Genomic DNA, 21,467 nt, shown 5'->3' with positions numbered 1-21,467 from the left:
ATAAAACAAACCTATAAAGCGACTTGACACTTTAGAGTATTTACTCTAAAAATTAAAAAATAATAAGCTTTCTTTTGGTCCACTCCTATGAACAGTCAAACAAAAACAACCGCTATGACACCTCATGTTGATGTGAAACGGCTACATGATTTGCTTGAGCAGCAAAAAGCAGCTTACCAGCGCCATCCTGTGCCAAGCGCCAAAGAACGTATTGAACGCTTAGCTCGACTTAAAAACATCTTGATAAAGTATCAAGATCAATTTGCTAACGCAATTAGTCAAGATTATGGCAACCGCGCCATTATGGAAACCAAAATTGGCGAAGTTCTGACTTGTCTAGAACATATCAAATACTATAGCAAGAACTTAACTGAATGGATGAAACCATCTAAACGCCATATCAGCATGTTACACCAACCAGCAAAAGGCTGGGTAGAATATCAACCATTGGGTGTAATCGGGGTGATTGCACCATGGAACTACCCTTTATTACTTTCAGTCGGCCCATTAATCTGTGCTTTGGCTGCAGGTAACCATACCATGATCAAAATTTCGAGTGCTTCTTCAAATTTTGGTTATGTGCTTGAAAATGCCCTTTCGGAAGCATTTCCACAAGAATTAGTTGCTGTGGTGAATGGTGGTGGCGTCATTTCAGATGCATTCAGTCATCTTGCTTTTGATAAAATGATCTTCACAGGCTCAACCTCTGTCGGTAAAACGGTGATGGCAGCGGCAGCAGAGAATCTCGTTCCAGTAATTTTAGAATTAGGTGGCAAATCGCCTGCGCTGGTTCATTCAGCCATGAATATTCGCGATGTGGCACAACGTATTGCCGTGGGTAAACTCTGGAATGCGGGGCAAACCTGTGTTGCGCCAGACTATATGTTCTTGCCTAAAGGTAAAACAGCCGAGTTCACCAAGCACTACAATGACTTTGTGACCACGATGTACCCAAGCTTGCGTGACAATAACGACTACACCTCTATTGTGAATGACAAGCAATACAACCGCCTACAAGGTTATTTAGAAGATGCTCGTGACCAAGGTGCCACGATTGTTGAATTGAATGCCAAGCATGAGTCTTTAACTGAAGTTCGTAAGATTGCGCCGACCTTATTAACGGGCGTGACCACTGAAATGGAAATTATGAAGAATGAGATCTTTGGTCCAATTTTGCCTATTTTAGAATACGATCATATCGACGATGCGCTGCAATTCATTAATAGTCGTCCACGTCCATTGGCTTTCTATTACTTCGATATCGATAGCGCACGTGCAGACTATGTCGCAGGACGTACCCATTCAGGGCACTTTGGTATCAATCAAGTGTTAACGCATGTGGCACAAGATGATCTACCATTTGGGGGCATTGGTGCATCGGGTATGGGCAAATATCATGGTAAAGAGGGCTTCTTTAGCTTCTCACATGAACGGTCAATGATGTCAAATCCTGTCAACCCTAAACTTTACAGTTTAAAATTCATCCTACCGCCTTATAATAAAGCAACGCACAAACTGCTTTTAAAAACACTATTTCGTTAAGCTGGTTAAGGCATGAGCTATCACACCAGTTCATGCCTTGTTTTTACTAAATTCGCTTGTCTTTTAATCGTATTTTTGGTATAAAACGCCCCTTGAATGATTTCATCCGTTTACTTGAATGGCTAGTTGCACGAAACAGTGCTATATAAACTAGCAATGGAGTTCACCATGTCTAAGGTTTGCCAAGTTACCGGCAAGCGTCCAATCGTTGGTAACAACGTATCGCACGCAAACAACAAAACCAAACGCCGGTTCGAGCCGAACCTGCACCACCACCGTTTTTGGTTAGAAAGCGAAAAGCGTTTTGTACGTCTTCGTCTAACTACTAAAGGTATGCGTATTATTGATAAATTGGGTATCGAGAAAGTTGTTGCTGATCTCCGTGCTCAAGGTCAAAAGATCTAAGGAGTCTGAACAATGCGTGATAAGATTCGCCTCGTTTCTACAGCTGGTACTGGTTATTTCTATACCACTACTAAGAACAAACGTACTATGCCGGAAAAAATGGAAATCAAAAAATTTGATCCAAAAATCCGTCAACACGTAATCTTCAAAGAAGCTAAAATTAAATAATTTTAGTTCTTTAAAAAAAGCGACTTCTTTTGAAGTCGTTTTTTTTGCCTAAAAAAAAGGTCATAATGCAAAAGAAATAAAACTGTGGTTTACATGATTTTTTTTGATAAATAAAAAAATTGTCATCAACAAATTCGATTTTACTTGTTACAATTTATTCGCTGTTTTCTTGGCATGTTTTATGCTCATTTATTTCTACCTTAACCGCAACGATTAAGGAACCGCAATGCCACATGATGTTGATTTAATTATATTACTTGCTGTTGGTTTTGGTATAGCCCTTATTTTTGGCTATATCGCAGCACGTCTACGTCTACCTCCTTTGATTGGTTATTTAGTTGCAGGCATTATTATTAGCCCAAATACGCCTGGCGTGGTCGGCGATATGCAACTTGCCAATCAGTTGGCTGAACTCGGGGTGATGTTCCTCATGTTCGGTGTGGGAATGCATTTCTCCCTCAAAGATTTACTGCAAGTACGTCGTATTGCTGTACCTGGAGCAATTTTACAGATTGCGGTAGCAACCTTACTCGGGATCGCAGTCTCTATGTTTTGGGGCTGGAGCTTTGGCTCGGCACTCATCTTCGGCTTAAGTCTGTCTTGTGCGAGTACTGTTGTTCTGCTCAAGGCATTGGGTGATCGTGGCTTACTTGATTCCGTAAATGGAAAAATTGCTGTCGGCTGGCTCTTGGTTGAAGACCTTGTGATGGTTTTAGCCTTGGTACTTTTACCCGCAACAGCAGTATTACTCGGTGGACAAGCGCTGCCGGGAACAGATACATCACAAAGTATCTGGATGACCATTGGCATTACCCTGCTTAAAGTCACAGGTTTTATCGCCTTCATGCTGATTATTGGTAAACGACTTGTGCCAATGATCATGCAATTCGTGGCACGTCTAGGCTCTCGTGAGCTGTTTACACTGACTGTCGTTGCAGCTGCGGTTTCGATTGCATACGGCTCTTATGCCGTGTTTGGCGTATCAATGGCACTTGGTGCATTCTTTGCGGGGATGGTGGTAAAAGAATCTGACTTTAGCCATCGTGCTGAAGAAGAAACGCTACCCTTACGTGAAATCTTCTCGATTTTATTCTTTGTTTCAGTCGGTATGCTGTTTGATCCAAGCATCTTGCTTGAAGAACCATTACGTATTTTAGCCGTCGTTGCTATTATCATGATTGGCAAAACGCTAGCTGCAATGGCTTTAGTCCTGTTCTTCCGCTACCCAATCAATACAGCCTTAACCGTAGGCGCCAGTTTGGCGCAAATTGGTGAGTTCTCCTTCATCTTGGCGACACTTGGCTTATCATTAGGTTTATTGACGCCTGATGCACAAAACCTGATTCTTGCTGGTGCATTATTCTCAATTACCCTGAACTCTTTCGTGTTCTCGGCGATTGAACCTGTACAACGCTGGATTCGTGAGCGTTCGCATTTGGCACGGTTATTAGAGCGTAGTGGTGATCCACTGGCAATGTTACCAGATGAGGTAGATCAAGCTTATCTACGCGATCAGGTGGTAATTATCGGTTATGGGGGCGTCGGTCGTCGGATCAGTGAAAACCTAATGGAGCAGAATATCAAAGTGGTGATTGCTGAAGAAAATCGTGAAATTGTTGAGAAGTTACGTGCTCAGGGCATTGCTGCTGTCAGCGGTGAAGCAACTGAACCCAATGTTCTGATTCAAGCTCATATTCAACATGCACGTCTATTGGTGATTTCACCGATGGATATTTTGGATATTCACCGCATTGTAGATATTTCTAAACAACTCAATCCTGAGATTCAGGTACTCATCTGCGCAGAAAGCAAAGAAGAAGCCGTGGTGATTCGCGAAGAAAATATTGGTGAAGTGTTCTATGCAAAAGAGGAAATGGCCAAGAACATGAGTCATCACATTCTCAACCAGATTGAACTTGCACATCAGTCCGAAGCCCATTAAATTATTTTAAAGGCACAAAAAAGCGTACATGAAGTACGCTTTTTTTCTTGGGAGATTAGCTCAAATGAGTGGGTTGCTCGTCAATCACTTCAGCTTGCCATTGATTCATTTGCTTTTCTAGCAAACCAAACAATGCCGCCTGAATCATATGCTGTGCGACAGTTGGTGTTTGGTCTCCGAGTATAGCTTTTACCTCGTCACTAAACTGTATTTTGACTAAAGGCTCACCATCAGAACCCGCATTACGCAAAGCAAGCTCACCACCTTCGAGTTGAACCAGTTCAAGCACTGCTTCCTGATTACCAAATAATTCTTTTAACTGTTGCATTGACATAAATTTTCTCCATGTTTCAACATGGTGGCAAAGTATTTTGCGCTCACGTCCTATTTATATAAGTACTGTTAGCAAAGATTTCAAGTCATGTTTAAGATTTGACTTAGAACTCCACCATTTCATTACGAAAACCATCAATTAAATGACTCAGTTCACGGTGCCACTCTCGTAGGATTTTAGCATCGGGCAACCAAGCCTGCGGGCTTTGCGTCACTTTAATAATCAGGTTTGAAGAAGTTTCATTTTCAGGTTCTGGTGCTGTTGGTTCAGGAGCATATTGACACATACGGTATGCACGCTTTAACTCAGCCACAAAACCATCTTTAGCCAATTGCTGCAAAACTAAAACCTCAGGTGAAACCTGCCCTTTATCCGCCATATGTTCTTCAATCGACTTAAAGGTTGGCTGTAAATCATTAAGGCGGTAATAACGTACTAGTTCCTGCAAAAAAGCTAAAATTGCACCATGCAAATGGAAAACAGCAGCTTCGCGATAAGCTTGTGCCTGCTGAATATGTTCAGTTTGCTCCGCTTGTTGACATGCGAGACGAGCAAAATACAGTTTTTGATTGGTGCGATCAGCATGATAACGAGCAACACGGGACATAATATTTTCCTTCAAGATCCTTTCGCTTGGATAGCTTAAGATTAAATGCTTTAATGATAAAATCAATATCTTTTGAGCCTACCCATGCGTCATATTCAACAAGCCATACTGAGCTTAATATGCTGTATGGTCATTCCCATCGCTTATAGCTGCGAACCTGCTGGTTTAGACTGGGAAAAGCTCTATGCCAATTACGATCTCAACCGAGATCAAATGATTGATCAAAATGAATGGAAAAAGCTGGTCCAGCTACAAGACCAACCCGTTGCTTGGCAAAAACAGCTTCTTACAATCGATCCGAATCGAATCAAAATCTTCAAAGCGTTGGATCTCAACCATAATGGGCTTTTAGATCAGCAAGAAATCATCAATATTTATACTTATTTTTCTAACCCTTGTCAGGGTTGGGGTTCAACTTGGGGGAAATAACGGTAGATAAGCTATCCAATGTCCAACTCAAGCAGATAGAGTTTTCGCTTGGCCATGACTTGAATCGGTGGATCAATCGGACGAATATTGCGAATGACCCAAGCCAAATAGCCTTCAGTCCAAGCCGATGCACAAGCGGTTTCAACTTCATCCTCTCGCCAAGCATGTACAGCTTCGATATCGACCAAAGCCACAGCCCATCCCGATTCTTCATCCCCATCATTCAAAAGAAAGTTTTGATTCTCGACAATCACCACATCTTTCAGTGGCAACATTTCGGGCTGCCATGAGCGAATCTCAAGGGTTTTAAGCCCTTGTACAATCCGCTCAGCACTCGGAGCAACAATTGATAAAGCCGTATATTGCTTTAACATTGATAATTAAGCTTTGTCATCCGCAGCTTTGACACGAATGCCTTGGCTTTTTACTTTTAAAGTGTTTAAACCTTTGATTGCTTTAATCGCTTCACGTGGATTTGGCATTTCAACAAAACCGAAACCTTTCGATTTACCCGTTGCTTCGTCTTTGACCACAACACAAGACTCAACTTTTCCATATGCTTTGAATAAGTCGAGAATTTCCGCATCAGTCACATTACGGTCTAAATTACGAACTAAAATTTTCATGCTAAAACCTAAAAGATGATTCATTGTTTAATCAATGAATCAAAAGAAATTGAATCTCGCTAGTTTAATCGAAATCAATGCCAAAACCTAAATTGATTGCAGCGCTACGAGAACGATTGCTTTGGCCATATCCACGTGGAATATCTCGATGAATCTGAACATCAACTAAATGTTGAGGTAAATCATTGAGGAAGTAACTTTCGATCTTTCTTCCTAGCTCGTCATATTGATCCTGTGACCATAAATTTAAATTCTGTTTGGTCAAAATCAATTCATCTTCGGCACGGGTTAAGGCCACATACAGCACACGGCGTTCTTCTTCGACATCATCAAAATCACCTTGTGCACGGGCATGTGGATATTGATTCGGAGAAACATGTGGGACATAACAGACTTTTTGTTCAGCACCCTTAGCAGAATGGATGGTAATCAACGTTACTAAATCTTGGTCAGGCGTTTTATCAATTTCTGAGATAGAAATTGGATCCAGTACATATTCCTCTAAGAACTCCCCAAGAGCGCTGTGTTTACGTGCCAATTGCTTGACCAAATCAAAGTCTTTGACACGGCGTGACCAATCTTTAGTTTTATAGTTATTTTCCAGCTGTTCATTCAGTGCATCCAGTGCGAGGCCAATACAAGCTTCGACATGCTGCTGTAATACATCGAGTTGCATCAAAATTAAAATCGCCTGTTGTGGTACTTTGCCATGCCGCTCTAAACGTTGGCAACGGGCTTCGATATCAGGCAGTTGAATCAGTTCTTGCGCCAACTTACTGGCACCTACATCGCCCACGCCATCCCAAAGCGTCAGGAAACGCATCCAGGCTAAATCATCCTGTGGGTTAACGCTAACCCGAAGTAAGCTCAATACGTCTTTAACATGTGCCGATTCAAGCAGTTTTACCCCACCAACAAAACGATAAGGGATATTGGCTGCAATCAAAGCACCTTCCAAATAGCGTCCACTAAAACCTGAGCGCAGCAACACCATATGTTCTGCCCAAGCGGCACCTTGCATATGACGACGATTCAAATCCTGAATAATCCAATTGGCTTCTTCAAACTCATTGCTCAAGATATGCAATTGTGGCTTTAAACCTTTGCCCCGATAAGCTCGTAGATGCTTGTCATATCCAATTTGGCTCTGCTCTAGCAGCCAATTGGATAAATCTAAAATACCTTGGGTCGAACGATAATTCATTTCCAAAGTCATTACTTCGGCATCAGGTACACGTTCTTTAAAGTGATGAATATTTTCAAAGTCTGCGCCACGGAAGCCGTAAATGGATTGTGCATCATCTCCGACACAAAACAGTTTTACTTTGCCAACTAATGGCTGAAGCAAAGCCCACTGCAAAGGGTTAGTATCTTGCATTTCATCAACTAACAAAGCAGAGCAGAAACCTGTCACCCATTTCACCAACTCTGGTGAACTTTGCAAATGCACTGCAACAATAGATAGGATGTCATCATAATCAAGAAAATTACGCTCTTGTTTGCGTTGCTCATAGGCTTTCATCAATTCAGCAATTTGAGCTTTATACTCAACCGCTTGCGGTAACTGCTCAACCAATGCATCTGACAATTTGGCTTTGGTATTCCGCGCATAAGAATACAGATCACACAACTCCGCAGCCTTCGGCAATACATTGCCCTTATCTTTGCCGCGCAATAAGCGGAACATCAGCAATTGATCATCTCGATCAATAATACTGAACTGACTTAGCCCAAAAGCACGTGGATTGCGACGTAGTAAATACATACAAAAAGTATGGAAGGTTGAAGCGCGTAAGCCCTTGGCCTGTGCACCCATATGCTGTTCAACACGTGTCACGATTTCACTTGCTGAACGTCGAGTAAAGGTCAAAATCTGAATTTGTTGTGCTGGCATACCTTGGTCAATTAAGTATGCTGCTCTTGCCACGATGGTTTTGGTTTTGCCACAGCCCGCCCCTGCCAAGACTAGACAATTCTGTGCTGTCGTTGTGGCTGCTTGTTTTTGTTGTGGATTCAGTTCATCAATTAGCTTGGCAAGCGTCATACAATCGGTCAATTAGAAGCGAAGTGTTATTTTAGCAGACTCAAGCCATTGAAATGTTTCCGACTGCAAAAACAAAAAGAGCATGTAAAATACATGCCCTTGCTCACAGGCTAACCCGTTAGACTGTGGTTGAACTATGTGGTAACTGTTTAATGGCACCAGCAAAAGTCAGGTAATTAATTCCTTGAAATAGAATATCAATCGCAAGGAACATACCAAGTACCCAGAAAGGTGAATCTGGTGATGATAAAATGAGAATACCTGTTAGTAGTGTCAAGATACCTGAAAACAGTACCCAGCCCCAACCTGAAATAGGTCTGAGAATAAACGCGTTTACTGTACGAATAATCCCAGCAATGATTAATGCCACAGCTAAGAAACTGGTGAGCACCACCGCGGTAATTACGGGTGTGGTAAATGCAAAATAACCTGCTGCCAGATATAACACGCCAAACAAGGCCCATAACCACCGTGTGCCGCCTTTAAACACCATAAATGCGGCAACAAAATGCAAAATACCACCCAACATCATTAATACACCAAACAGCAATACTGCTGATAATGTAGCAAATGGTAAGGCGGCCAAAAGAACTAAGCCAAAAACAACCAATAATACGCCCAATAACAGATACCATTTACGATCAGCATGCAGCTGATTGCGAATCAGATCGTTACCCACTGTTTTCATCATTATTTACTCTTTTATCATCAATGTTATATCTCTATATTGATCGTGTTTTTCGCTGAGTTCTGTATAAGGCATGTTGAGAATTAATGACGGAATGTCAGAAAATTGATGTTTAAACTGATCTTTTTTCAGTTGAATTATTATTTTTAGAGATATGGATAAGTCGAAACTTATCCACAATTTATTTGACCCAACCTATTTCTTGTGCGGTGAGTACACTTATTACCGTCTGCTCTAAACTGTTTGGCATTTTACTTTTGTGCTCCGAGAGAGGAATACGCCCCCCATAATTTCAGCTTCGGTTTGTGGATAGAGCGGCTGTTTATCTGCCTGTGCATAGCCAATCGGGAAAATAGGTTCACCATTGCTTAAATTATATTTATCGGTCGCGCCAAAACCATGCAATAACTCATGTACCAATACCACATTGTTCTGTTCTGCTTGTTTTGCTGATGCAAATAAATTGACTGAACCAATACGTCCACGCTCCAATGCAGTCGAGTGTTTTAACTCACGTGTTTGCTTCGGATCATAGAAATTCAGATATAGAGTTAAACTCGGCGAACCATCTGAGGATTGATGCTGCTTCCATGCATAGAATCGGAATTTTAGACTCCACAGAATATTATTCAGAATACTCGGCTGTTCAGACATCTTCGGTGGTGCTTGCTGCAATTCCCGTCCGATTTGAACCATAAAGTAGCTGCTTTGCCCTCGATATTGCTGGCTATTTTTTTCCAGATACTGCTTCACCTCAGCAAAATCATCTTGCTGCAATTGTTGAATATATTGCTGTGTTGTAGGCAGCCCATCGGCATTAATCGGATGCAACAATACATTAATCGGCTGATTCCAATCCTGATTTTGATCACGATAAGCATTGATCGCAACGATCAACAATACCAGGAGTAAACAAGCGACTCGGATATTTTTCCACATGAACTTCGTCCCCAACCAAAAGTCATTATTATTTTTCTTTACTCAATAAAAAATGCCAGCAATTGCCAGCATTTTCTTAACACTTAAATAACTAAGCTTCTACCCATTTTCCATTTTGGAAAACCAGACTCCACTTGGTTTGTTTCCCTTCCGCTGTCTCAGAACCTACATACTGTGCTTGGTTCTTACGGCTGAATTTCACTACCGTTGGATTACCTTCTGGATCGACATCTGGAGCTTCTAACAAGAACTGGTATTTCGGATCAAGCTGCTCAGCAACACTGCGTAATTCAGCCACTTTCGGTGCACGTGTTTCACGAATTTTCGGGAATTTGCTGGCTGCTAAGAATAAACCTGCCGCGCCATCACGTAACACGAAGAAATCATCATGCTTGGCTGAACGTAAGTGTTCCATTTTGATTGGATCAACACGCGGTGGCGCTGGTTGACCGCTCTTTAATACTTTACGGGTATTGTCACAGCTTGAGCAGGCAAAGTACGGACCAAAACGACCTGTCTTTAACTGCATTTCACCATCACATTTATCACATGGAATGGTTGGACCATCATAGCCCTTAATCTTGAATTCGCCTTCCTCGACTTCGTAACCATCACAATCTGGGTTATTACCACAGACATGCAATTTACGACCACCATCGACCACATAGCTATCCATTGCTGTACCGCATTTAGGACAACGGTGTTTCGACATCAAATCAGCGGTTTCAGCACCATCATCATCCGACAAAGCTGCTAAAGACTCGACTGGTGTTAAGTTGAGTGTGCCTTTACAGCGCTCTTTCGGCGGCAAGTTATAACCTGAGCAACCCAAGAATACACCTGTTGTTCCGGTACGAACTTGCATTGGACGCGAACATTCAGGACATGATACATCGGCAACTTCGACTGGCTGATTACGGCGCATGCCGCTTTCACCCTGTGCATTGGTCAAACGTTTCTTGAAATCACCGTAGAAGGTATCCAGTAACTCTTTCCAATTACGCTCACCCATTGCAACACGGTCTAATTGACCTTCTAAATCAGCGGTAAAAGCATAATTCATCAGGTTATTAAAACTTTCATCCAAACGGTCTGTAACGATCTCACCCATCTTCTCTGCAAAGAGACGACGATTTTCCAGTTTTACATAACCGCGTTCTTGAATAGTCGAAATAATCGCAGCATAAGTCGATGGACGACCAATCCCTTTTTTCTCTAATTCTTTCACCAAAGACGCTTCAGTAAAGCGTGCAGGTGGCTTGGTAAAATGTTGACTCGGATCAAGTTTTTCTAACTTAAGTACTTCACCGACTTTCACCGCAGGCAATAAAATATCATCATCAGATTTATTGGCACCACGAACACGGGTAAAACCATCAAATACCAGTGTACGACCTTTCGCCTTTAACTCAACATTTGATGCTTCAACAGTCAATGTTGAAGATAAATATTCTGCTGGTGTCATTTGACAGGCAACAAATTGACGCCAAATCAAATCATATAAACGCTGTGCATCACGTTCTACACCTGCGAGTTTATCACCCGTCAAACCTACATCAGAAGGACGAATTGCTTCGTGGGCTTCTTGTGCACCCGCTTTATTGCCATAGCGATTTGGCTTGGCAGGGACATATTTTTCACCAAAATTTTGTTGAATATGGTTACGCACCATATTCACAGCGTCATCACTCAAAAAGGTGGAGTCTGTACGCATATAGGTAATAAAACCACCTTCATACAAGCGCTGCGCCAGCATCATGGTTTTCTTCACAGAAAAACCTAACCGCGTACTCGCTGCTTGTTGTAAAGTTGAAGTGATATACGGAGCGCTCGGATTAACTTTGGTTGGTTTATCTTCACGCAACGCCACTTTATATTCAGCATCTTTTAATACGCTGAGTAAGGCATCCGTTTCAGCTTTATTTTTAAGCTTGAGTGTTTTACCCGCTTGCTTAACCGCTTCAAGACGAATGTCTTCTTTCTTTGAAATGGTATCTGCAAAAACTTGCCAGTATTCTTCTGGAATAAATGCACGAATTTCACGTTCACGTTCAACCACCAGTTTCACAGCAACGGATTGCACACGTCCTGCTGATAAACCACGGGCAATTTTTTCCCACAGTAATGGCGACACCATAAAGCCCACTACACGGTCGAGGAAACGACGCGCCTGTTGAGCATTAACACGGTTTAAATCAAGTCGTGTTGGCTGTTTAAAGGCTTCCTGAATGGCATTTTTGGTAATTTCATTAAAGACCACACGATGGTAGCGACTATCATCGCCACCAATCACTTCTCTTAAATGCCAAGCAATTGCTTCCCCTTCTCTATCCAAATCCGTTGCGAGATAGATTGCATCTGCATCTTTGGCGAGTTTTTTTAGTTCGGCAACCACATGTTCTTTGCCTGGGAGCACTTCATAATGTGCGATCCAGTCATGCTCGGGATCGACACCCATACGATTGATCAGTGCAGACTGTGCTTTTTCGGCTTTCTGTTGATCCGTTAATTTGGCACGGGTTGCAGGCTTCTTTTCAGTGGATTTCGCCCCGCCTCCTGTCGGTAAATCACGCACATGACCGACCGATGACTTCACTACATATTGTGAACCCAAATATTTATTAATTGTTTTCGCTTTTGCAGGCGACTCCACAATCACTAAGGCACGTTTCTTTGCAGCAGATGCGGAAGCTGCTGTGCTTTCTGAAGCAGAGCGTGGAGTATTCGCCATAATAAATCGTTTTTCCTATGATCAATCAGAGAGTTAGCGCTGTGCTAACTCATGTAAATAAGCTTTCATATCTTCAAGCTGTGTGGCTCTTAGGTCAGTTTCTTCATCCCAATACAGTCCGACACAGTTTGCCTGCATATCAATAGCATAAACTCCTTTTAATGCAATGGTTAAATCATTAAATTTCTGATCACCCTGCACAACCTGAAGCTTGCCATCAACCACCCGTGCGCGCATCAAAGCTAAACGAGCATCTGGAATCAGCACACTATAATAAGCCACCATACTGGCACGTTTTTCCGATGCCATTGGAATCTTGGTCCATTCTGGCGCAGCGATTAAGCGTGGATGCAACCCCATTTTACGCGCCTGATCACGCATCATACCCAATGCTTTTTCTCGTGGACTGACACGCAAGCCAAAAATCGAGCCAAGTACAAACAGTACAATCGCAACGGCGATCCAAATTCCAATATTACTCATAAAGTAGCCCAAAACTTTCTTTTATTAGCGTTACATAAGTTGAATCCAAAAGGCAAGTTACAACGTAAAAAATAATCTTGTATTCAATTGCACTCTTTAAAGCATCCTTTTTCAGGCTGCCATAAACCCAAAGTAAAAATGCTTCTAACGCGCTTACTTTAATCGACTAAGGTTAATTTTCCGAATTGATCAAGATGTGCATCGCCCCAATTCTTTAATGCAACAATAATATGCTCCAGACTACGACCTAAATCAGTTAAACAATATTCAACTTTTGGAGGAACCTGAGGATAGACCTCTCGATGCAAAATGCCATCTTGTTCTAATTCACGTAACTGATTGGTCAGCATTCTCTGAGTAATACTCGGTACGCGCTTACGAATTTCATTAAAGCGCAAAGTGCCTTCATTAAATAAATGCCAGAGAATGACACATTTCCATTTACCATCAATCAAACTGATGGCTGCTTCAACGGAACAGCCTGGGGAACAATCAAAACTCGAATGTCGCATTTTTGCCATTTTACAGTATCCTTTTTGACACTATGAGCGTTATTTGTCTGTAGTCACTAAAATTAAGCTTAAGTTATGCTGAGATTCCAATCAAGTGGAAGCAGAACTATGAAAGCTGTGGCATATCAACAGGCAGGTGCAATTACATTAGACGATGCACTTGTAGACATTGAAATCGACTCACCTATTGCACATGGACATGATTTACTCATTCGTGTGCAAGCTGTTTCGGTCAATCCAGTCGACACCAAAATCCGAAACAATAAAAATGCAGAAGCTCATCAATGGAAAGTTCTGGGATGGGATGCGGTGGGCGTTGTTGAGGCGATTGGCGAGCAAGTCACTCAATTCAAAATTGGTGACCACGTTTGGTATGCAGGTGCCCTCAACCGACAAGGCAGTAATAGTGAATTACAATTGGTTGACGAACGTATTGTCGGGCATAAACCCAAGTCTCTCGATGCAAGTGAAGCGGCAGCACTGCCTTTAACCGCAATTACCGCATGGGAAATGCTGTTTGATCGTTTACAAGTTCCTCGAACTGCCGCTGAGAATACTTCAATTCTGATCATTGGCGGTGCTGGTGGGGTGGGCTCAATTACCATTCAATTGCTCAAACAATTAACCAATCTCACTGTGATCAGTACCGCATCTCGACCAGAAACGTCTGAATGGGTAAAACAGTTGGGTGCTGATTATGTCTTAGACCATCGTCAAGCTTTAGCCCCACAAATTCAACAGCTTGGCTTAAATGCCCCTTTATATGTATTTTCAACCACACAAACTGATCAGCATCTGGCTGATATTGCAGAACTGATCGCAGCACAAGGCCATTTCGGTTTAATTGATGATCCTGAGCAACTCGATATTAAGCCCTTTAAATCAAAGTCAGTTTCAGTTCACTGGGAGTTTATGTTCACACGCTCTATGTATCAGACGAAAGATATGATCCAACAGAGCCAACTTTTGAATCAAGTTGCAAGCTTAGTTGATGAAGGAAAGATTAAAACCACAGTGAGTCAGGTATTTTCGCCAATCAATGCAGAAAACCTAAAACGTGCACACCAACAAATCGAAAGTGGCACGACCAAAGGAAAAATAGTCCTGAATGGTTTTTAAACGCGATCATTCAACGTAAATCTTCCAGCAATACAATTCAGCATTGCTGGATGCTTTATTAATAATGTGGTGGTTTATCACTCACTGGGTCAAAAGCAGCAATTCCTTCCGATAAATCTGAAGATTCAACTCGACGATATAAAAGCTGCATTTGTTTTTTTAAATCAGCAATTTCTTGCGTTTGAATTGCGAGCTGTTGATTTAATTGTTCAACTAAATCATCCAAAAATGCAATTCGGACTTGCAAATCTTCAATGGGTGCGGAAAATGACGCGTGATCATCAAAATTTTGTGGTTTAGTCATTTCAGACCTCATCTGAACTCTTAGGAAACATTATGGCCTATATTACTTTAAGGGATGTCCATCTCGCATTTGGCGGACCTGCCTTACTCGACGGCGCGAACTTTAACCTAGAACGTGGCGAGCGAGTCTGTTTAATTGGTCGTAATGGAGAAGGTAAGTCTACTTTATTAAAACTAATTGAGGGAAGCTTGTTACCCGATAACGGTGAAGTTTCTATTCAAAATGGTTTAACTGTTTCAATGTTAGCCCAAGACGTTCCGATGGACTCAGGCAAAGTTGCAGACATCGTTGCCGATGGCGCAGGCGAAGCATCTATTGTATTGAAAGAATATCATGAAGCCAGTGATGCCTGCGTCTTAGGCGATATGGAAGCCTGTGACCGCATGGGCATGCTACAGCACAAACTGGATCAGTTGGATGGCTGGGCATTAGAAAATAAGGTCAACTCGATTCTCAGTAAAATGGGACTTGATCCAAATGCGGATCTAGCTGATTTATCAGGTGGTCGTAAACGTCGTGTACTCTTAGCACGTGCCCTGCTCACTCAACCAGATGTGTTGTTACTCGACGAACCGACCAACCATTTAGATGTCGAAAGTATCGAATGGTTAGAAAAGTTTTTATTGGATCAAAATAATCTGACCCTACTATTCATTTCGCATGACCGTTCATTTGTTGACAGCATTGCCACCCGTATCGTTGAGCTTGATCGTGGAGTTTTGCGTAGTTACGAAGGTAACTATTCACGCTATCTCGATCTAAAAGCACAACAAATGGAAGCTGAAGAAAAACAAAATGCTTTATTCGATAAAAAGTTAGCTGAAGAAGAGGCTTGGATTCGTCAAGGTATTAAGGCCCGTCGTACTCGTAACGAAGGTCGTGTCCGTGCATTAAAAGACTTACGTGAGCAATCTAAAGCGCGTCGTTCACAGCAGGGCAAAGTCAGCATGGCAACCCAAGAAGCACATCGTTCTGGTAAATTGGTGTTTGAGATTGAGAATCTCAGCGTCAGCTACGGTGAACAGCCATTAATTAAAGATTTCTCTGCCATTGTCCTACGTGGCGACCGTATCGGTTTAGTCGGTGACAACGGTGTCGGTAAAACCACTTTGATTAAAGCGATTCTAGGTGAAATTGAGCATGGTGGTTCTGTGAAAACAGGAACACAGCTCGAAGTCGCTTATTTTGACCAGTTGCGTAATGCCTTAGACCTTGAAAAAACCGTGATGGCCAACGTGTCGGAAGGTTCTGACTTTGTCGATGTGAATGGTAACCGCCGCCATATCTATAGTTATTTACAAGACTTTTTATTCTCTCCAGAACGTGCCCGCACACCAGTTAAAGCGCTTTCAGGAGGTGAAAGAAACCGTATCTTATTGGCAAAACTGTTACTCAAGCCATCGAATTTAATCGTGATGGATGAGCCAACCAATGACTTGGATATGGTGACACTTGAGCTACTTGAGGAAATGCTGTCTGACTATAAGGGTACTTTGCTGTTGATCTCGCATGACCGTGCCTTTATGGACAATGTCGTGACCTCGACATGGGTATTTGATGGTAAGGGTAACATTGATGAATATATCGGTGGCTATCAAGACTATTTGGAACAGCGCCCAGATCAGAAAGTGGTGGATCAAAAAAGTGATGTGAAAAAGGCACAAGCCAAAGCTGAGGCAGCGGCTGCCGCAGCATCAGCTCCGAAGAAGGTGAAGCTCAGTTATAAAGACCAGCGTGAGCTGGAACAACTCCCTGCTGAAATTGAAAAACTGGAAACTGAACAAGCAGAATTATCAGAAAAGTTAGCTGATGGTTCATGGTTTGTTTCAGATGCCAATGCCGCGACAGCAGCGAGTCAACGTCTGGCTGAAATTGAAGAAGTATTGCTTGAGAAATTGGAACGTTGGGACATTTTAGAAAATATGTCTAAAGGCAACTAAGCCTATGAAGCATTTACCCTATCGAGGGTAAATGCTTCACTTCTTCCAATTGAATTTATAGCAAATCAAAATCTTGTTGTAGTGATTGGTAAATATTAAAATTTTCATCATCAAAACAAACAAAAATGATCTGTTGTACAAACACTGCCTTACTTAATTCTTCAGCAATGGTTTTTAGTGCGATCTGTGCAGCAAGCGGTTTGGGAAAGCGATAAATCCCTGTTGAAATATTGGGAAATGCAAGGCTTTGTAGCTTCATCTCTTCTGCTAACTTAAAACTATTGCGGTAGGCACTTTCCAACAACCTCTCTTCCTGATGCTGCCCATCTACCCAAGTCGGTCCAACCGTATGGATGACATATTTAGCAGGTAGATTTCCTGCTGTGGTCACGACCGCTTCACCAACTGCACAACCACCTTGCTTGGCACGAATCTTTTGACAATCTGCCAAAATCGCTACACCACCACGACGATGAATTGCACCATCTACACCTCCACCACCTAATAGTGAAGTATTGGCCGCATTAACAATTGCATCTACCGTGATTTGGGTAATATCTCCTTTCATTATTTTTATACTTTTCAAAATCTTCTCCTCTTTATCAGAGCTGTTTAATGGCTGATTTACGCTACAACAACTGCGGTTTTATTTAACATTTAAATTACTAAACCGACTTCATGCTACACTGCTTCGAAATTCAACGTTATTCATATTTCGAGTTTATGAGTCAAAAGCAGTCTTATATCCCTGGCGAGTTTCAATGGGAATTTCTATTACCTAAATATTGGAAGATTTGGATCGCCATCACTTTTCTGATGCTATTGGCTATTCTTCCATGGGCAATTCAATGGCGCTTGGCGCATGGCTTAGCCAGTTTATGCTGGCATTTGCTCAAGTCACGCCGTAAAACCACACTGCGAAATTTAGAACTGTGTTTCCCTGAGTGGTCACCTGCTGAGGTTGAGGCACAAGCTAAACAAGTGTTTGTCGATATGATGCTCGGTGTGTTTGAAACACTGAATGCGTGGTACTGCCCCAAATGGTTTAAAGGTCGCCATAGCATTGAAGGCTTAGAGCATCTCAATGATGCAAAAGCACAAGGTAAAGGCATATTGCTACTTGGTACACACAGTACTCTACTCGATGCTGGTGGTTATATTTGTGCTCAATATTTCGAGCCTGATGTGGTTTATCGCCCACAGAATAATCCTATGCTGGACATGCTGATTCATCGTTGCCGCGCGACGATTTATCAACATCAAATTGACCATGATGACATGCGAGGTTTGATTCGTCGCCTAAAAGACGGTGGTGCAATCTGGTATAGCCCCGATCAGGATTTCGGTCTTAAACAAGGTGTGATGGCCCCCTTCTTTGGTGTACCTGCGGCAACCGTCACCGCGCATCGTCGTTTACTCAAAATATCGAAAGCCGTTGCGATTCCCTTATATTTCTATCGTTATGGCGATATCCGCAATCCACAATATAAAGTACTGATCGAACCGATTGTGGACAATATGCCAAGTGAAGATGAAGTTGATGATGCGATTCGAGTAAATCAAATTATCGAAGCCCAATTGCGTATTGCACCAACACAATGGATGTGGTTCCACCGTCGCTTCAAAACCCGTGCTGAAGGTTACGATAAAATTTATTAATACAAAAAAAGCCGCTCCATTCAACCATGGAGCGGCTCTTTACTAAAACAAGAACAACAATTAGTTAGGGAAAATAACGCCCGTATTTAAATCAAAATAAGTTGGTGTATTGCTATACACTGAGCCCAGTTTGACATTAATAAACCAACCTAAATTACCTTGGTCTTGTAAACGATTTTGAATTTCGCTCGGTAGATCTAGTTTATAGATTGCATCTTCTTTAAATACTTTGGATTCAATCGTGGCTGTACTTGCACTATCACGTTCAAATAAATAGCCTTTAGTATTATAGAATTCAACCGCATTGTCTTTATCAATCAAGTGATAACCTTCAGCTGCTTGTTGTTTAAGTAATAAATCAAGTTTGGTTGGATTATCCTCATAAAAGCCTGCGGGTGTGGTTGGCATTTCAAAATAACGATAACTATAAGTACCATTATGAGTACTACTGTTTACGCAGGTAGGGACATAAAACATATCATTGGTTGTGCCATTATTGGTATACGTGCTCCCAGCAAAAACTAGCTTACAACCCTGTGCCCCTAAAGTATTAAAAGCCTCTAAAATAACAGATCGGGTCGCCTGACTGGCGAATATGAACCGATTATCATAAGTATAGATTGCTGGTTTTTTATCATTTTTGACAAATAAATGTTTATAGGTATTGCTTGGATCTTCTCTCAGGTATGACTTATACGCAAAACCTAATGCACCTTGTTTTTTCATTTCTGCCAAACGCAGTAAATATCTATCTGCAACAACTTTGGTGGTTACATCTACAATTTTATAACTATAGGTATCCGTTGAAGCATTGTTTTTAACATACAAGTTTTTAGGTTCAGGGAAATCACTATTTGCTTTTTTCACATCCAAAGAAGTACCTGCCAAAGCAAAACCTTGTGTACCCTGCTCATTGGCTTGAGCCAAAAAGTTCGACCATGAACTTTGGTTATCTAACAAACGATAGCTTGCCGTTGCCTTTTTCGCTGTCGGTTTGAATAAACTATAACCTTCAACATTGGTGCGCGTATAGCAAGTAACAACTTTTGAAGGATCTATTGCATCCATAATGGTTTGGATGTCTTTGATCGTTGCGGTTGCTGGAACAGCACACATTCCATCACCTTTAAAAGCATAAGCAGAAGCAATAGCATTGCGGTATCTATCTGTATATTTCACCCGATTCGCTGTAGTTGTACCACTGGTTTCGGTCGGTGCGATATCAGTAATTAACGCATCATCTGAAGCAACAGCATAGTTTTTAATGACTGCACCCGTACAATCCTCTTTTTCAAACTGACGAGTTTCAATAGTAAAACGAACACTGTTTTCGGATGCTTTATGTACCGTTAAATTGGTTCGTGCGCCTTTATTGCAGAAACCACCCAACCAAGATCCCACAAAACGATCAGCTACGACTGGAGTTGGTGTTGGTGTCGGTGTAGGGGTTGGTGTAGGCGTTGGAGTCGGTGTAGGCGTTGGCGTCGGAGTCGGTGTAGGCGTCGGTGTAGGCGTTGGGCTTGAATCCGAATCATTATCCGATCCACAACCCACCAGGATTGCACAAGTTACGCTGAGTGCTAGTTGTGTCCATATATTTTTCATTGCATCACCCTCTGTGTGATTTTTTCACATATTTGTGTATGTGAAAATTTAACACTTTTATACTTGAGTGCAAATATGTTTATGCGTAAATTAATAACGAAAGGTCAAAATTATTTTTTATTGATGGTTCGAAAGTATGGATGCTCAAGAAAACCTAGCAAGACAATTTAGTGAGTTACCTGAAGCATGGCGTGCGTGGTTAGAGGAAAATTTAGAACGCGGCTGTGCTCCAATTGATTTGGCCAATATTCTGTTGCGTGAAGGTTTGATTGACCTGAATAAGGATTTTTCTGCTCCAATACATGTTGAAGAGCAACACTACCGAGAACTTGAACAGGCAGCTGCTGCTAGACAAACTCAATTCAGCAGTGTGTTTGCGCCTGAACAAAAGAAATGGTTGGCTCAGGCGGTACTTGATAACGTAAGCAAAGCAAATATTTATCAGTCATTAAGCGCACAAGGATTGAGTGAAATTGATATTGCCCTCGAATGGGTGCAACTCAAACAAGATCCTTATTTTCAAATTGCCCAAGAGCAGCATTTTTTAGTTAGAAAGCGCAATTGGCTACTGCATACCCTAGATCGTTTTGCCCGTTTAAATCCTGAATATCGGCAAATTACTCGAATTTCAAAGCCTGAATTTACAGATTTTATTCAACATTATTACAGTCGAAATTTGCCTGTGATTTTGACCGATGCCATTCAACATTGGCCTGCTTTACATAAATGGTCACCGCAATATTTCAAACAGACTGTAGGCACTCAAGAAATTGAAGTGCAGTTTAATCGTGAACAGGATCCTTTATTTGAACGCAACTCAATTCAACATAAAACCCAAATGCGAATGGATGAATATGTCGATTTAATTGAACAAACCCGACATTCCAATAATTTTTATATGACGGCAAATAATGCCAAGGCCAGCCAGTCCAGTCTGGCAGTATTGTTTCAAGATATCGGTCATTTTCATGGTTATACAGACCACTCGCAGGTCTATGATCGTAGCTTCATTTGGTTTGGACCCAAAGGGGCATTTACCCCTCTACATCATGATTTGACCAATAACCTACTGGTACAAATTTACGGACGAAAAAAAGTCACCCTGATCCCTGCACTACAAACGCCACATCTCTATAATGATGTCGCAGTATTTAGTAAAATTGCCAACCCTCATCTTCCCAATACAGTTGAGTTATTTCCAGATTTTGCTCAGAGCAGCAAAATCGAATGTATCCTGAATGAGGGGGAGGCTTTGTTTATCCCTCTCGGTTGGTGGCATTGTGTCGAAAGTTTGGATATTTCCATGAGTGTTTCTTTTACTCATTTTAGTATCGATAATACTGGGGCCGAATCATTTCCGTCTCCAGCCTAATGTTTAAATAAAGTCAGT

Annotated in this window: 21 protein-coding genes and 1 pseudogene; 9 read left to right on the top strand and 13 right to left on the bottom strand. The window is 41.7% G+C overall.

The features are described 5' to 3' along the window. The first annotated feature begins 87 nt into the window (after positions 1 to 87). From F3J02_RS15040 to F3J02_RS15025, 4 genes are all read left to right on the top strand, one after another. A complete protein-coding gene (locus F3J02_RS15040) occupies positions 88 to 1,542 on the top strand; it encodes a coniferyl aldehyde dehydrogenase (RefSeq protein WP_167250536.1) in 1,455 nt (484 codons plus the stop codon). A gap of 168 nt (positions 1,543 to 1,710) precedes the next feature. Continuing rightward, positions 1,711 to 1,947: a 50S ribosomal protein L28 gene (rpmB, locus tag F3J02_RS15035; protein ID WP_004649871.1), complete on the top strand. Its 237-nt coding sequence runs from the start codon at positions 1,711 to 1,713 to the stop codon at positions 1,945 to 1,947. Between the two features lie 12 nt (positions 1,948 to 1,959). Further along, on the top strand, positions 1,960 to 2,115 hold the full coding sequence (gene rpmG, locus F3J02_RS15030; protein ID WP_003654787.1) for a 50S ribosomal protein L33: 156 nt from the start codon (positions 1,960 to 1,962) through the stop codon (positions 2,113 to 2,115). Positions 2,116 to 2,341: 226 nt separating this feature from the next. Continuing rightward, a complete protein-coding gene (locus F3J02_RS15025) occupies positions 2,342 to 4,057 on the top strand; it encodes a cation:proton antiporter (RefSeq protein ID WP_167250534.1) in 1,716 nt (571 codons plus the stop codon). Positions 4,058 to 4,112: 55 nt separating this feature from the next. Here the strand turns inward: F3J02_RS15025 and F3J02_RS15020 are convergent, their stop codons facing one another. Both F3J02_RS15020 and F3J02_RS15015 read right to left on the bottom strand, forming a co-directional pair. Next, positions 4,113 to 4,391 carry a hypothetical protein gene (locus F3J02_RS15020; protein WP_167250532.1) on the bottom strand — a complete coding sequence of 93 codons (279 nt, stop codon included), beginning with the start codon at positions 4,389 to 4,391 and terminating at the stop codon, positions 4,113 to 4,115. A 103-nt stretch (positions 4,392 to 4,494) separates the two neighbouring features. Further along, entirely contained in the window at positions 4,495 to 4,998 is a 504-nt protein-coding gene (locus F3J02_RS15015) for a DUF6586 family protein (protein ID WP_004655987.1), read from the bottom strand. An 84-nt stretch (positions 4,999 to 5,082) separates the two neighbouring features. Between F3J02_RS15015 and F3J02_RS15010 the strand changes: the two genes are divergently transcribed. Beyond that, the gene (locus F3J02_RS15010; protein WP_167250530.1) at positions 5,083 to 5,427 is read left to right on the top strand and encodes an EF-hand domain-containing protein; all 345 of its coding nucleotides are present in this window, start codon (positions 5,083 to 5,085) and stop codon (positions 5,425 to 5,427) included. 11 nt (positions 5,428 to 5,438) lie between these two features. Here F3J02_RS15010 and F3J02_RS15005 read toward each other — a convergent pair whose 3' ends face one another. From F3J02_RS15005 to F3J02_RS14970, 8 genes and pseudogenes are all read right to left on the bottom strand, one after another. Next, the gene (locus F3J02_RS15005; RefSeq protein WP_167250528.1) at positions 5,439 to 5,801 is read right to left on the bottom strand and encodes an ASCH domain-containing protein; all 363 of its coding nucleotides are present in this window, start codon (positions 5,799 to 5,801) and stop codon (positions 5,439 to 5,441) included. 6 nt (positions 5,802 to 5,807) lie between these two features. Continuing rightward, the gene (locus tag F3J02_RS15000) at positions 5,808 to 6,053 is read right to left on the bottom strand and encodes an RNA recognition motif domain-containing protein (protein WP_004802550.1); all 246 of its coding nucleotides are present in this window, start codon (positions 6,051 to 6,053) and stop codon (positions 5,808 to 5,810) included. Between the two features lie 64 nt (positions 6,054 to 6,117). After that, positions 6,118 to 8,097, bottom strand: coding sequence for an ATP-dependent helicase (locus tag F3J02_RS14995; RefSeq protein WP_167250526.1), 1,980 nt, complete (start codon positions 8,095 to 8,097; stop codon positions 6,118 to 6,120). A 118-nt stretch (positions 8,098 to 8,215) separates the two neighbouring features. Then, complete coding sequence (locus tag F3J02_RS14990; RefSeq protein WP_032864881.1) at positions 8,216 to 8,788, bottom strand: HdeD family acid-resistance protein; 573 nt, start codon at positions 8,786 to 8,788, stop codon at positions 8,216 to 8,218. Positions 8,789 to 8,966: 178 nt separating this feature from the next. Next, a pseudogene (locus F3J02_RS14985) lies at positions 8,967 to 9,724 on the bottom strand (hypothetical protein). Positions 9,725 to 9,815: 91 nt separating this feature from the next. Continuing rightward, entirely contained in the window at positions 9,816 to 12,455 is a 2,640-nt protein-coding gene (gene topA / locus F3J02_RS14980; RefSeq protein WP_167250524.1) for a type I DNA topoisomerase, read from the bottom strand. Between the two features lie 33 nt (positions 12,456 to 12,488). After that, a complete protein-coding gene (locus F3J02_RS14975) occupies positions 12,489 to 12,938 on the bottom strand; it encodes an ammonium transporter (protein ID WP_167250522.1) in 450 nt (149 codons plus the stop codon). A 158-nt stretch (positions 12,939 to 13,096) separates the two neighbouring features. Then, the gene (locus F3J02_RS14970; protein ID WP_167250520.1) at positions 13,097 to 13,459 is read right to left on the bottom strand and encodes a winged helix-turn-helix transcriptional regulator; all 363 of its coding nucleotides are present in this window, start codon (positions 13,457 to 13,459) and stop codon (positions 13,097 to 13,099) included. A gap of 99 nt (positions 13,460 to 13,558) precedes the next feature. On the opposite strand from F3J02_RS14970, the gene F3J02_RS14965 reads away from it, so the two are divergent. Further along, positions 13,559 to 14,569 (top strand): zinc-binding alcohol dehydrogenase family protein, encoded by a 1,011-nt coding sequence (locus F3J02_RS14965; protein ID WP_167250518.1) that lies wholly within the window; start codon positions 13,559 to 13,561, stop codon positions 14,567 to 14,569. Positions 14,570 to 14,627: 58 nt separating this feature from the next. On the opposite strand, the gene F3J02_RS14960 is transcribed toward F3J02_RS14965, so the two are convergent. Next, positions 14,628 to 14,873: a SlyX family protein gene (locus F3J02_RS14960; protein ID WP_167250516.1), complete on the bottom strand. Its 246-nt coding sequence runs from the start codon at positions 14,871 to 14,873 to the stop codon at positions 14,628 to 14,630. A gap of 32 nt (positions 14,874 to 14,905) precedes the next feature. Between F3J02_RS14960 and F3J02_RS14955 the strand changes: the two genes are divergently transcribed. After that, positions 14,906 to 16,813: an ATP-binding cassette domain-containing protein gene (locus F3J02_RS14955; protein WP_167250514.1), complete on the top strand. Its 1,908-nt coding sequence runs from the start codon at positions 14,906 to 14,908 to the stop codon at positions 16,811 to 16,813. Between the two features lie 55 nt (positions 16,814 to 16,868). Here the strand turns inward: F3J02_RS14955 and F3J02_RS14950 are convergent, their stop codons facing one another. Further along, on the bottom strand, positions 16,869 to 17,399 hold the full coding sequence (locus F3J02_RS14950) for an O-acetyl-ADP-ribose deacetylase (protein ID WP_167250512.1): 531 nt from the start codon (positions 17,397 to 17,399) through the stop codon (positions 16,869 to 16,871). Positions 17,400 to 17,536: 137 nt separating this feature from the next. On the opposite strand from F3J02_RS14950, the gene F3J02_RS14945 reads away from it, so the two are divergent. Beyond that, a complete protein-coding gene (locus F3J02_RS14945) occupies positions 17,537 to 18,472 on the top strand; it encodes a lauroyl acyltransferase (RefSeq protein ID WP_167250510.1) in 936 nt (311 codons plus the stop codon). 60 nt (positions 18,473 to 18,532) lie between these two features. Here F3J02_RS14945 and F3J02_RS14940 read toward each other — a convergent pair whose 3' ends face one another. Then, entirely contained in the window at positions 18,533 to 20,077 is a 1,545-nt protein-coding gene (locus tag F3J02_RS14940; protein WP_167250508.1) for a PT dipeptide repeat lipoprotein, read from the bottom strand. A gap of 136 nt (positions 20,078 to 20,213) precedes the next feature. On the opposite strand from F3J02_RS14940, the gene F3J02_RS14935 reads away from it, so the two are divergent. After that, on the top strand, positions 20,214 to 21,449 hold the full coding sequence (locus tag F3J02_RS14935) for a cupin-like domain-containing protein (protein WP_167250506.1): 1,236 nt from the start codon (positions 20,214 to 20,216) through the stop codon (positions 21,447 to 21,449). Positions 21,450 to 21,467: the final 18 nt, after the last annotated feature.

The organism is Acinetobacter sp. Tr-809 (assembly GCF_011753255.1).
GTDB lineage: Bacteria > Pseudomonadota > Gammaproteobacteria > Pseudomonadales > Moraxellaceae > Acinetobacter.
This window is presented reverse-complemented; position numbering and strand designations above follow the sequence as displayed.